Here is a 12,237-nt window from a genome sequence, read left to right as displayed (position 1 = left end):
GGAGACCCGATGCTGACCCCCAATACCCTCAAGCGCCGACTGGAGCGCGGCGAGACGGCGCTCGGCCTGTTCGCCTCGATTCCCACGGCCGTAACCGTCGAGATGATCGGCCAGGCGGGCTTCGACTTCGTCATCCTCGATACCGAACATACCCTGGTGAATCCCGAGACGCTGGAGCACATGCTGCGTGCCGCGGAGCTCGCCGGCATCACCGCCCTGGTGCGGGTGAGACGCCCCGATCCCGATGTCGTGGTGCCGCTGCTCGACGCCGGCGCGCGGGGCATCGTGCTGGCCGACGTGCGTGGGCCGGAAGCGCTGGCGGCACTGAGCGACAGCCTGCGTTTCCAGCCGCTGGGGTGGCGCAGCATGAACGGAGGGCGCCCGGCGCGCTTCGGTGCCGACGACCTGGTCGACTACCTGCGGCGCGCCAACGACGCGCTCATGCTGGTGCCCATGATCGAGCACCGTGAAGGGGTGGAGAACCTCCCCGCGATCCTGAGAGTGCCTGGCGTGGACATGGTGCTGGAGGGGGCGGCGGACCTGTCGCAGTCGCTGGGCCTGCCCTGGCAGACCGACGCCCCGGCGGTGCGCGAGATGCTCGACCGGATCCACGCCGAGTGCCGGCGCGCCGAGGTGCCGTTCTGTGCCATTCCCCGCGGCACCGCGCGACATGACGACTGGCGCGAGCGGGGTGTTCACGCCTTCGTGCTGGGCGACGAGCGCGGCATTGCCTTTCGAGCCTTGCAAGCGCAGCTGGCCACCTATCGCGAGGAGGCGAGCCCATGACGAGCGCGGCCAGCATCATGGTGCGGGCGCCCTGGCATCTGCCGTCAGAGGCAATCCGGCGTCGCCTGACGGCGTTCGACGAACAGGCCGCCGAGGGCACGCACGAGCCGGTCTGCGCGTTTCTCTACGACCTGGCGGCGCTACGCGAACACGTCGCAGCGATGATGACGGCACTGCCGCAACGTTGCCGGCTCTACTATGCCGTCAAGGCCAACCCCGACCGCCATCTGATCGCGGCGCTGGCGCCGCTGGTGGCGGGCTTCGAGGCCGCCTCGATCGGCGAGATCCGTCGCATCCGCGAGGTCAGCGATACGGCTTCGATCCTCTTCGGCGGCCCGGGCAAGAAGGATGCCGAGCTGGAGGAGGCGCTGGCGCTTGGGGTGGAGCGTATCCACGTCGAGAGCCTGCACGAGCTGCGACGCCTGCGCCTGATCGCCGAGCGGCGCGGCCTGGTGGTGCCGATCCTGCTGCGCGTGAACCTGCACGATACCCTGCCCGAGGCCACCGTCACCATGGCCGGGCGGGCCACCCAGTTCGGCATCGACGAGCCGCAGGTGGCCGAGGCGATCGCCGAGGCACGGCGCAGCCCGGCGCTGCGGCTCGACGGCTTTCACCTGCACTCGATCTCCAACAACCTCGACGCTCGCCTGCACGCCCGGCTGGTGGCCACCTACCTGGCGCGGGTGCGTGCGTGGGCCGAGCGCTTCGACCTCGAGATCCGCTGTGTCGATGCCGGCGGTGGCTTCGGTGTCTCCTACGACGAGCGCCCGGATTTCGACTGGACGCTGTTCCTCGAGGCGCTGCGCCCGCTGCTCGACGACGATCCGCTGCCCGGGGCGGAACTGCTCTTCGAGCCCGGGCGCTTCCTCGTGGCCTTCTGCGGCTACTACGCCGCCGAGGTCATCGACCTCAAGCAGAGTCATGGCCGCGATTTCGCCATCCTGCGCGGGGGCACCCATCACTTTCGTCTGCCCGCCTCGTGGCGCCACGACCATCCTTTCGAGGTGGTGCCGCGTCGCCACTGGCCCTATCCCTTCCCGCGCCCCACCCTCGAGGGCCGGCGCGTGACCCTGGCCGGCGAGCTGTGCACGCCCAAGGACGTGCTCGCCAGCGAGGTGCCGGTGGCGCGGCTGCGGGTCGGCGACGTGGTGCTGTTCCACCGCGCCGGCGCCTACGGCTGGACGATCTCGCACCATGACTTCCTGGGCCACGCCCACCCCCAGCACCTCTACCTCGACGATCGCTGCGACGACAAGGAGCTTGCCCGTGATGCCGACTGCCCCCTCCTTCCCTGACGCCTCCCTCCGGGGCGAGGCGGCCCGCCTCGCCGAAGCGCGCCTGCTCGGCGACCTCGTCGACACCCTGCTGGCCGAGGGCTTCCTCGACGGCCAGCCGGTCGATTGGCCGGCACCCGGGGCGTTGCCCGCCGGCTTGGGCTGGCCGTCGGGGGCGGAGTGCCTGCGCTGGTGGGTCGCGCCCGAAGCGGGGCGAGCATTGCTGTTGCCGCTGCGCGGCGCCGTGCTGCCGCCGCGGCGGCACGTCGCTGGCGCCGGGGTCCTCGCGGTGGGCTTTCGAGCCGATGGCGGCATTGCCGAGTGGCGACGCCTGACGTCAGCCGAGCTGTTCGAACAGGTCGAGGCGAGCTGCCTGGACGAGACCCGGCGACAGCAGCCCGGAGTCGCCAACGTGCGACGCCTGCTGGCGACCACCCTGTGGCAGACGCGTCAGTCGATCGCCGAGGCACCGCTGTTCGAGGCGTCGTTGGGGCAGTCCGCCGCGGCTGGCCTGCGCAGCCTGGAGCGTCGCGCCGCACTGCGCGACCGACCCTTCCATCCGCTGGCCAGGGCCAAGGAGGGACTCGACGAGGAGGACCACCGCCGCCATGCGGCGGAGTTCGCCCGACCCATACGGCTGCGCTGGCTGGCCATTCGCCGTGAGTCGGTGGCAACAGGCAGCGCGGCGATGCCCGGAGCGCCGGAGCCGATGGCGCTACTGCTGGACGAGGCCGGCCGCGCCGAGCTCGAAGCGGAGATGGCACGGCGCGGGCTGAACCGCGAGGCCTGGCTGGCGTTGCCGGTGCATCCCTGGCAACACGAGCATGGCTTGCCCAGGCACCTCGGCGACATGCTGGCGGCAGGGGAGGGCATGGCGCTGGAAACCGCCGTCGGCGACTTCGGCGCGACATCGTCGCTGCGCTCGCTGGCACCGCTGGGTGAAGGGCGCTTTCACCTGAAGCTGCCCATGGCGGTCTTCTCCCTGGGGGCTGCACGCTACCTGCCGGCGGTCAAGCTGATCAATGGCGAAGGCGGCCAGACCCTGCTCGAGCAGGCCCGCGAGCGTGACGCGGTCCTGGCCGAGCGGCTCCATCTTTGTGACGAGCGCCGCTGGTGGTCCTATCTGCCCCGGGGCAGCGGCCTGTTCGACGATCCGCCGCGCCACCTGGGCGCGCTGGCCCGCGAATACCCCCGGGTACTGCTCCAGGACCCGACAGTGCGCCTGCTGCCCATGGCGGCGCTGGGCGTGTCGACCGCCCAGGCGGCTTGCGCGGGGGAGCACCCCTTCGCGGCGTGGCGTCGCCAGCGCGGGCTGGACGATGGTCCGGCGGCGACGGTCACGCTGTTCGGCGAACTGTGCGACGTCTTCTTCGAGGTGGCCCTGCGCCTCTATCGGCTCGGGCTGATGCCCGAGATCCACGGCCAGAATGCCGTACTGGTATGCCGCGACGGGCGCCTGCAAGGCTTGCTGCTGCGCGATCACGACTCGGTGCGCCTGCATCGGCCGTGGCTCGATCGTCATGCCATCGACGACCCGCAGTACCGCATTCGGCCGGGCTACTCGAACAGCCTCTACAACGACACGCCGCGAGACCTGCTGTTCTATTTCCAGACCCTCGGCGTGCAGGTCAATCTGGGCGCGATCGTCGACAGCCTCGTGATCGAACATGGCCATCAGGGCCTGACGGAGGTTCGGCTGTGGCAAGCCATGCGCGAACGCCTGGAGGCGATGATCGCGGCCGTGCCGTTCGACGACGCGCAGCGGTGCACCCTGAACGAGGAGTTGTTCGCGGCGCCGCGCTGGCCGCTGAAGTGCGTGCTGCGTCCGCTGCTCGAACAGCAGGGCGTGCCCGGCAGCATGCCCTCGGGAAAATCGAGTCAGCCCAACCCCTTCCGCCGGGTGGTCGAGACTGAGGACCTGGTGAATCCTGCCTCGAGCGGGGAGTGCGTTGTCGGCACCGAACCTGTATAAAGGGCACGTCTCACCGAATGGCGAATGATTCTCATGCCTTTTTTGCGAAGCTGCCATCGCCTGGTTGCCCTGATGCTGCTGTCGGGCTGCCTGGCGAACACGCTGCACGCCGGGACGCCGCGGCAGGTCGAGCACGCCCTGGGCAAGGAGCCCATCGAGGGCGAGCCTCGCCGCATCGTCACGCTCTACCAGGGCGCCACCGACAGCGCCCTGGCCCTGGGGCTCGAGCCGGTAGGGGTGGTCGAGTCCTGGCTCGAGCGCCCCATGTATCGCTACCTGCGCGACGCGCTTCCGGCGCAGGTGCGCTACCTGGGACTGGAAACCCAGCCGGATCTGGAGGCAGTGGCGAGTCTCGCGCCAGAACTGATCGTCGGGGCCCGTTACCGTCACGCCGATATCTACCCCCTGCTCTCGCGCATCGCGCCGACGGTGATCGCCGAGACCGCCTACGACTTCAAGGCCTTGCTCGAACTGCTCGGGGAGGCGACCGGGCGCGAGGCCGAGGCCCGGGCACTGCTCGCCGCCTGGCATGCGCGGGTCGCCGACTTCCGTTGCCGCGCCGCGGCCAGGCTGGGCGAAGCCTGGCCGCAGCGGGTCTCGGTGGTCAGCTTTCGCGGCGACCACGTGCGCCTCTACTACGACGGTTTCGCGCGACGCGTTCTCGATCAACTGGGCTTTCTGAGGCCGGAAGGGCAGCAGGGAAGCCACTGGGGCATCAAGCTGGTCAGTCGCGAGAGCCTTCCGGCCATGGATGCCGACGCCATCTTCGTCTTCATGCGCGACGATGCGGCAGTCAGCGAGCTTCATCGCCGCTGGACGAGTCATCCGCTGTGGCAGCGCCTCGAGGCGGTGGAGCGGGGCAGGGTCTATCGGGGCGATCCCATCCTCTGGAGCATGGGCGCCGGCATCCTGGCCGCCAATCGCCTGCTGGACGAACTCTATGCGCACTATGGCTTGCACGACGAGACCCGCGAAGGAGAGTTCACCTCATGCTGAACACGCCGCTGACCAGGCTGCTTGGACTGGCGTTGGCGGCGGCGCTGGCGCTCATGGCCGGCGTGGCGAGCCTGGCCTTCGGCGCCACGACCGTGGCGCCCGCCAGCCTGGTGCAGGCATTCCTTGCTCCCGACCCGGGCTCGGTGGCCCATCTCATTCTGCTCACCGAACGCTTGCCGCGCGCGGTGATTGCCGCCGTGGTGGGGGCCAGCCTGGCGGTGGCCGGGGCCTTGATGCAGACCCTGACGCGCAACGCGCTGGCCGCACCGAGCGTGCTTGGCATCAACGCGGGGGCGATGTGCTTCGTGGTGGTGGCGAGCAGCCTGTTCGCGCTGCGCTCGCCGCTGGCGCTGGTCTGGATGGCCTTTCTCGGGGCACTGACGGCATCGCTGCTGGTCGCGCTGCTGGGGCGCGAGCGGGGTGGTGGCCTCTCGCCGGTGCGGGTGGTGCTGGGCGGCGTGGCGGTCACGGCGCTGTTCGTTTCGCTGGCCCAGGGGCTGCTGATCATCGATCAGGAGGGCTTCGAGAGCCTGCTGCTGTGGCTCGCCGGCTCGGTGGCGGGGCGCGGCCTGGAGGGGTTGAAGCCGCTGTTGCCGTTCCTGGTCGCCGCCGCCGCCGCCTGCGTGCTGCTGGTGCGCCAGCTCAACCTGCTGATCCTGGACGACGAGCTGGTCAAGGGGCTCGGGCAACATACCGGTCGCATCAGGCTGCTGGCCGGTGCCGCGGTGATCGTGCTGGCCGGTTGTTCGGTGGCGCTGGCCGGGATGATCGGCTTCGTGGGGCTGATCGTGCCGCACATGGTGCGGGCGCTGTTCGGTCGGGATCATCGCTGGGTGCTGCCCGGCTGCGCCCTGCTCGGTGCCGGCCTGCTGCTCGCCGCCGATACCCTGGCGCGCTTCCTGATGCCGCCCCAGGAGGTGCCGGTGGGCGTCATGACGGCGCTGCTCGGCACCCCGTTCTTCCTGCATCTCGCCCGCCGCCGGAGCCTGGCGCCATGAGCCGTGCCGTCATCCTGCGCGCCGTCGGCGGGCGGCTGTCGCTGCGACTGGAGCGCCGCACCCTGACGGCGACGCTGCTGCTGGCGCTGGTGCTTGCCGCGAGCGCCCTGGCTTCGCTGAGCCTGGGCAGCCAGGCGACCGCTCCCGGAGAAGTGCTCGAAGCCCTGATCCACCCCGAACGCAGCGAGATCGCCCTGGTCGTTCGAGAGATTCGCCTGCCGCGCATCGTCCTGGCGATTCTCGTCGGTGCCTGCCTGGGCGTCGCCGGGCTGCTGCTGCAGGGTCTGGTACGCAATCCGCTGGCTTCGCCCGACGTGATCGGCATCACCGGCGGGGCCTCGCTGGCGGCGGTGTGTTTCCTGGCCCTGGGCGGGGCGGCCCTGGGCGAGGCCTGGCTGCCACTGGCGGCGTTGGCCGGTGCGCTGGCGGTGGCGCTGCTCATTCTCGCCCTGACCGGTCGCAATGTGACCCCGGCGCGGCTGGTGCTGATCGGCATCGGCGTTGCCGCCGCGCTGGGGGCGGGCACCACCCTGGTGCTGGTGCTTTCCACCGACACCACGGCGATGCGCGCCTATGTGTGGCTCACCGGTAGCCTCTACGCCGCCCAATGGGGGGAGGTGGCCGGTCTCGCGCCCTGGGCGCTGCTGGGATTGCCTCTGGCCATGACGCTGTCGCGGCGCCTGGATGTGCTGGCACTGGGCGACGAGATGGCCATCGGGCTGGGCACGGCGGTGCGGGGCACCCGGTTCGCGCTGCTCCTGCTGGCCGTGGCGCTGGCCGGCGCGTCTGTCGCCTACGCCGGCGGGCTCAGCTTCATCGGCCTGCTGGCGCCCCACATCGCGCGCCGCCTGGTGGCGCGTGGCCACGCTGGCCTGGTGCCGGCCACGGCAATCATCGGTGCCCTGATCGTGCTCCACGCCGACCTGCTGGGGCGGGTAGCCTTCCTGCCCCGAGACCTGCCGGCGGGCATCTTCGTCGCCGGCATCGGGGCACCGTTCTTCATTTTCCTGCTTTACCGCTGGCGGCGCTGAGTGCCAGCGAGTCTCTGGCAAGGAGTCACGCTCATGTTCGCCATTCATCCCCGAGGGTCGGGCGTCGTGCCTGAACTGCTGGACCGCTACCGCGAGGTGGCCACGTCCACCCTCGGCCACCTGACCGATTTCGGCGCCATCGTCGGCATCTCGCCGTTGCGTCGTCCGGTGAGGCTGCTGGGCCCCGCGCTGACGGTGCGTATCCCGCATCTCGACGGCAGCGTGATCCGCAGCGCGCTGGAAATGGCCGAACCGGGAGATGTGCTGGTGATCGACGTCTGCGGCGACGAGCGTCGCGCCTGTTGGGGTGAGCTGCGTAGCTACGCGGCGCTGCGCAAGGGGCTCGCGGGTGTGGTCACCTCGGGACGGGTCACCGACACGGTGGAACTGGCTCGACTCCGGCTGCCGGTTTACTCCCGCGGAACCAGCCCGCTCACCACCCGTGCCATGGAGCTCGAGGGCGAGGTCAACGTGCCGGTTTCCATCGACGGCGTGGCGATCTCGCCGGGTGATCTGATCGTTGGCGACGACGACGGTCTCTTCGCGCTCGCACCGGCACGCGCCGAGGCGCTGCTGGATCCCGTGCTCGACAAGCAGGCTCGTGAAGCGGAGCGGCGGCAGGAACTCATGGCCGCGCATCCCGAGTGGTGGCGTTGAGGGTAAAGGAAGAAAGGTAACGACGAAAAAGGCGGCGCCCGAGGGCGCCGCCAAGCAGCAAGCCAGGTCCGTGTCAGGCCGCGGATCAGAAGTCCAGCTGATAGCCGAGGGTGAAGGTGCGACCGCGGCCGGCGAAGTACTGGGCATCGCCGTCGCGGGCGGTCTGGGAGTAATAGGTGACGTACTGTTCGTCCAGCAGGTTATCGATACCTGCGCTCACCCTGCCGACCGGGAGCCGATAGGTCACGGCGGCATCTACCAGGCTGTAGCCTTCGAATTCGTCGAGATTCTCCGGCTGGTCGTCGAAACTCGAATCGAAGTAGTGGCTGAACTGGACGAAACTGCTCAGCTCTTCATTCCAGCGGGCATTCCAGCCCAGGGTCAGACGCTCCGGGGCGATATTGAGCCCACCGAGTTCGCTGTCGACGCGACCATCCCCGTCACTATCGGCCTCGCCCTCGCTCCAGGCGTAGGAGGCGTGCAGGTCGTGGGCTTCGTTGAGCGCCAGCTCGCCGCTGAGCTCGACGCCGCGGATCTCGGTCTTCTCGCGGTTGCTGACGAAGGTACCGCCTTCCTCCGACAGGCGCTCTCCCAGCTCCGAATCGGATTCGTAGTAGCTCAGCTCGGCGCTCAGCCGGTCCCACTGCAGGCGTGTACCGATCTCGCGGTTGTCAGTGACGATGGGCTCGAGTTCGAAAAGCGTATCGACATCGCCGGGTTCGTCGACGCCACGCAGGACACGGCCAACATCGGGCAGGCCGAAGCCTTCGGAGTAGTTGGCGAACAGCTGCGCCCAGTCGGTGACCTGGTAAACGGCACCGAAGTTGTAGAGCGTCTCGTCGAAGCTGGGCTTGCCGCCTTCGACCGTAACGCCGTTGGCCGAGGCGATGGTCTGGTAGGTATCCACATCCAGTTCGGCGTACTCCTGGCGCACGCCGGAGTGCAGGGTCAAGGACTCGGTCAGGTCGAAGCTGCCCTGCACGAAGAGAGCGGCGTTGCGGAATTGCGTCTCCGGTACCCATTGACGATCGGTCTGGGTCAACACCTGCTGGGTGTCGTCCTGCAGCAGGTCGAGGCCCGTGGTGAGGCTGAGACGATCGTCGAGCAGGCCGCTGCGAGTGAGGGTCAACTTGGCACCGAGCTTGTCCGACTCGTTGCGCGACTGGTCGATCAGCGTGCCGACCGGGGCAATGGCGGGATCCTGAAACGTCGGGATGATGCTGGCGCCGCCATATTGCCCCTCGAAGCGCTGGCGATACAGCTTGGCATCCAGTTCGTTGCCGAACCAGTCGGCATGTGAATACGACAGGCTGGCCGTCGTGGATTCGTTGTAGGCGGGGTCGCCTGGCGGGCTGCCGCGGCGAGCCGTGGTGGTGATGCCGCGGCTTCGATCACCATCCACGGACTCGTAGTCGCCCTGGTTCTCCAGGTTGAAGTGATTCAGCGCAACCTCCAGGTTCTGGTCGTCATCCAGCCAGTACCCGAGTCGGGCGAAGAGGTTGTAAGAGGTGGAATCCTGGATTTCGCCTTGGGTGTTGTCGACACCGATGCGTCGCCCGTCGCCGTCACGAAATACACCTTGCTCCTGGCGTGTCACCGCGGCGAGGTAATCCCACCGGTCTCTCTGGCCGTTGATGTGATAACGGAGCTTGTGGCCGAAGCCTTCGGAGTCGAATTCATCGTCGGTGGTGAGGCTCGCCGCGGCAGACTGATTGAGTTCGCCGGGTTCTGCCCTGCGAGTCACGAAGTTGATGATGCCGCCGGTGGCGCCCAGGCCATGCTCCGCGCTGGCGCCATGCAGGACTTCGATCCTCTCGACCATATCGAGGTCGATGGTATAGCCGTCGCGCGCCCCGGGTCGGATGGGGGTCGATTGGGGGATGCCATCGATCATGTAGAGCGGAGCCCGCCCGCGGAAGGTCTCGCCGGAGTTGGTCATTTTCTGCCGGCTGGCAGAGTAGCCGGGGATCAGGTTGCCCAGGATTTGCCCGCGATCGCTGGTGAAGGCGAGCTGCTGCTCGATCTGCTCGCGGTTGATCACGGTGACCTTCTGGGGCGTCTCGCCTGCCTGGCTGCGGTTGCGGGTGGCGGTCACGACCAGCGGGGAGAGGTCCGACGAGGCGCCGGGCTCGTCGGTCCCGGCCTGGCCGAAAGCCAGCCCTGGCAGGGTGGAGCCGAGCACCACTGGCGCCAGCCAGGCGATATGCGTCTTTTGTGTCATCGGAAGTCGTTCCCTTGCTTGTGGTTGGGCTAGTGCTTCGCCCTGCGCGAGCGTGCGGATCCGTGACGAAGCGCAGCGAATGATAATTCTTATTATTTGTGATTTCAAACCAGTCGGCATGCCGAGTCATTTATTGTTGCTAAACGTAATGAGAATGATTGTAAAATGCTTCTAAGCGGCGCATCGCCATTCCGCCAACACCTAGCCAAGAGGCATCCCATGTCAGCCGTAGCTCGTACGCTCCACCCTACCGTCCTGTCCAGGGCGGTTCGTCAAACCATCGGTCTCACGCTCGGCAGTGCCCTGGTGGGTCTGCCGACCCCGGCGCTTGCCGCCGAGGATGCCGTCGAAACGGATACCCTGGTGGTGGTGGGCACGGCACTGAAGGTGGCGACGCCGTTGGTCGAGACACCGCGTCCCGTCTCGCTGGTCGATCGTGAGGAACTCGAGACGCGCAACGTGCAACAGCTCGACGAAACCTTTCGCTACCGTGCCGGTGTGCTTTCCGGCCACTACGGTTCGGACAACGACACCGACTGGCTCAAGGTGCGTGGCTTCAATCACTCCACCTATCAGGATGGCCTGCGTCTCTATCGCGAGGGCTTCTACCAGTGGTTGCCGGAGCCCTACGGGCTGGAGAGGGTAGAGGTTTTCAAGGGACCCTCGTCGATTCTCTACGGCGAGGCGCCTCCCGGTGGGTTGATCAACGCGGTGAGCAAGCGCCCCACGGACGAACCCCAGGGACGCTTCGACCTGCAGCTAGGCAACCGCGACCATCGCCAGGTCGGCGTCGACAGCTCAGGGCCCGTCAGCGAGACGGGGGACATCCGGTACCGGCTGGTTGGTACCTGGAAGGAGCGCGATGGAGATCTCGACCACACCGGCAACGAGCGCTACTACTTTGCCCCGAGCCTGGCGGTGGATATCGGCGAAGACACCACTCTGACACTGCTTTCCAGCGTGCAGAAAGACGATGGAGTGCCCGTCAACCCTTTCAAGCCACCCTACGGAACCCTTCAGGACACTCCCTTCGGCAAGATCGAGCGTCCGACCAATCTCAGCCAGCCCGACTACGATACGAACGAGCGTACTCAGTGGGCCCTGGGCTACGAACTGGAGCACTGGTTCGACGACATCTGGCGCTTCGAGCAGAACCTGCGCTACAGCGAGTTGGACTTGCTGCTGCGCAGCAGTTATGCGCTGGGCATGATCGGGGCGCGAGAAGCGGGGCAAGGCCATACGCACCGTGATGGTGACATCCACAGCTGGACGGTGGACAACCGTTTGCTCGGCAACTGGTTCGGAGATGGGTACGAGAACACGCTGCTGCTTGGCATCGACTACCAGGACCTCGAACTCAGGGGGCAGGAAGCCGACAACTTCGCTTTCGGCACCATCGACGTCTTCGACCCGGTCTATGGCAGCTTCACGCCCATCGACGACAGTCAGCGAGTTCAGCGCGATATCGACAAGCAGCAGACCGGCGTTTATCTGCAGAACCAATTGCGCTTGGACGACCGATGGGTACTGCTGGGCGGGGTGCGCTACGACCAGGCGGAGACCGAGAATGCCAACCGCACTGCCGAGCTGACGGAACGCTCTGACGACAATCACCTCTCCTGGAGCGGTGGGGTGATGTACCTGGGCGATGGGGGCATCAACACCTACCTGAGCTATACCGAATCCTTCGATCCGCTGGGGCGTGTAGACGATACGGGTGCCCTCTACGAACCCCGCGAGGGGGAGCAGTGGGAACTCGGAGTGAAATTCGCCCCGGTAGAATGGGATGGCTACATCACCGTGGCTGTGTTCGACCTCGAGGAGAGCAACGGCCTCGTGACTTCACCGGGTGGTTTCCAAGTGCAAGAGGGCGAGCAGCGCTCCCAAGGCGTCGAACTGGAGGGCCGTGTACAGTTGAGCGAGGAACTGCGCCTCACCGCCGCGTATACCTACACCGATGCGCGCACCGAGGAAGATCGGCGCAGAGATCTGGTACCACGTCACCAGGCCTCCACGTGGGTGGATTATGCGTTTACCCAGGGGGCACTCGACGGTCTACGGCTGGGAGGTGGCATTCGTCATGTGGGTTCCAGCGTGGGGGGCGAGCTTGAGGCGCCCGACTACACCCTGTTCGATGCCATGGTCGCCTACGACTTCGACGACAACTGGCGGGCGCAACTCAACGTCAACAACCTCACCGATGAAATCTACGTCGCCTCCTGTGAGGCGGATTTCTGGTGCTACTACGGCGAATCGCGCAGTGTGATCGGCAGTCTCAGCTATCGCTGGTAATTCGTCAGAA

At 67.4% G+C, this 12,237-nt stretch carries 9 protein-coding genes; 8 read left to right on the top strand and 1 reads right to left on the bottom strand.

Annotated features, from left to right (window positions below):
• Positions 1-9: 9 nt before the first annotated feature.
• The 7 genes from DIS04_RS03695 to DIS04_RS03665 are packed head-to-tail and all read left to right on the top strand — an operon-like array spanning position 10 to position 7,714.
• Complete coding sequence (locus DIS04_RS03695) at positions 10-786, top strand: HpcH/HpaI aldolase family protein (RefSeq protein WP_111412352.1); 777 nt, start codon at positions 10-12, stop codon at positions 784-786.
• Positions 783-2,081, top strand: coding sequence for a type III PLP-dependent enzyme (locus DIS04_RS03690; protein WP_218938121.1), 1,299 nt, complete (start codon positions 783-785; stop codon positions 2,079-2,081). Before DIS04_RS03695 ends, DIS04_RS03690 begins: the two co-directional genes overlap by 4 nt.
• Positions 2,056-4,032 carry an IucA/IucC family protein gene (locus DIS04_RS03685; protein WP_162623012.1) on the top strand — a complete coding sequence of 659 codons (1,977 nt, stop codon included), beginning with the start codon at positions 2,056-2,058 and terminating at the stop codon, positions 4,030-4,032. The genes DIS04_RS03690 and DIS04_RS03685 overlap by 26 nt, the downstream gene beginning before the upstream one ends.
• Before the next feature lie 33 nt (positions 4,033-4,065).
• A complete protein-coding gene (locus DIS04_RS03680) occupies positions 4,066-5,028 on the top strand; it encodes an ABC transporter substrate-binding protein (RefSeq protein WP_245904473.1) in 963 nt (320 codons plus the stop codon).
• Complete coding sequence (locus tag DIS04_RS03675; RefSeq protein WP_111412350.1) at positions 5,022-6,026, top strand: FecCD family ABC transporter permease; 1,005 nt, start codon at positions 5,022-5,024, stop codon at positions 6,024-6,026. Before DIS04_RS03680 ends, DIS04_RS03675 begins: the two co-directional genes overlap by 7 nt.
• Positions 6,023-7,057 carry a FecCD family ABC transporter permease gene (locus DIS04_RS03670; protein ID WP_111412349.1) on the top strand — a complete coding sequence of 345 codons (1,035 nt, stop codon included), beginning with the start codon at positions 6,023-6,025 and terminating at the stop codon, positions 7,055-7,057. The genes DIS04_RS03675 and DIS04_RS03670 overlap by 4 nt, the downstream gene beginning before the upstream one ends.
• Before the next feature lie 33 nt (positions 7,058-7,090).
• Positions 7,091-7,714, top strand: a complete 624-nt coding sequence (locus DIS04_RS03665) for an RraA family protein (protein ID WP_111412348.1) — start codon at positions 7,091-7,093, stop codon at positions 7,712-7,714.
• An 85-nt stretch (positions 7,715-7,799) separates the two neighbouring features.
• Here the strand turns inward: DIS04_RS03665 and DIS04_RS03660 are convergent, their stop codons facing one another.
• Positions 7,800-9,935 carry a TonB-dependent receptor gene (locus tag DIS04_RS03660; protein WP_111412347.1) on the bottom strand — a complete coding sequence of 712 codons (2,136 nt, stop codon included), beginning with the start codon at positions 9,933-9,935 and terminating at the stop codon, positions 7,800-7,802.
• Positions 9,936-10,154: 219 nt separating this feature from the next.
• Between DIS04_RS03660 and DIS04_RS03655 the strand changes: the two genes are divergently transcribed.
• Positions 10,155-12,227 (top strand): TonB-dependent siderophore receptor, encoded by a 2,073-nt coding sequence (locus DIS04_RS03655; RefSeq protein ID WP_111412346.1) that lies wholly within the window; start codon positions 10,155-10,157, stop codon positions 12,225-12,227.
• The last annotated feature ends 10 nt before the right edge of the window (positions 12,228-12,237 follow it).

It is taken from the genome of Billgrantia lactosivorans (genome assembly GCF_003254665.1).
GTDB lineage: Bacteria > Pseudomonadota > Gammaproteobacteria > Pseudomonadales > Halomonadaceae > Halomonas > Halomonas lactosivorans.
Note: the sequence above shows the minus strand (reverse complement) of the source record. Positions and strands in the feature narration are given on the sequence as shown.

Coding starts and splice junctions, on each gene's coding strand:
- DIS04_RS03685 (WP_162623012.1), top strand. CDS start 2,056: ATGCCGACTGCCCCCTCCTTCCCTGACGCCTCCCTCCGGGGCGAGGCG.
- DIS04_RS03675 (WP_111412350.1), top strand. CDS start 5,022: ATGCTGAACACGCCGCTGACCAGGCTGCTTGGACTGGCGTTGGCGGCG.
- DIS04_RS03655 (WP_111412346.1), top strand. CDS start 10,155: ATGTCAGCCGTAGCTCGTACGCTCCACCCTACCGTCCTGTCCAGGGCG.
- DIS04_RS03665 (WP_111412348.1), top strand. CDS start 7,091: ATGTTCGCCATTCATCCCCGAGGGTCGGGCGTCGTGCCTGAACTGCTG.
- DIS04_RS03690 (WP_218938121.1), top strand. CDS start 783: ATGACGAGCGCGGCCAGCATCATGGTGCGGGCGCCCTGGCATCTGCCG.
- DIS04_RS03695 (WP_111412352.1), top strand. CDS start 10: ATGCTGACCCCCAATACCCTCAAGCGCCGACTGGAGCGCGGCGAGACG.
- DIS04_RS03680 (WP_245904473.1), top strand. CDS start 4,066: ATGCCTTTTTTGCGAAGCTGCCATCGCCTGGTTGCCCTGATGCTGCTG.
- DIS04_RS03670 (WP_111412349.1), top strand. CDS start 6,023: ATGAGCCGTGCCGTCATCCTGCGCGCCGTCGGCGGGCGGCTGTCGCTG.
- DIS04_RS03660 (WP_111412347.1), bottom strand. CDS start 9,935: ATGACACAAAAGACGCATATCGCCTGGCTGGCGCCAGTGGTGCTCGGC.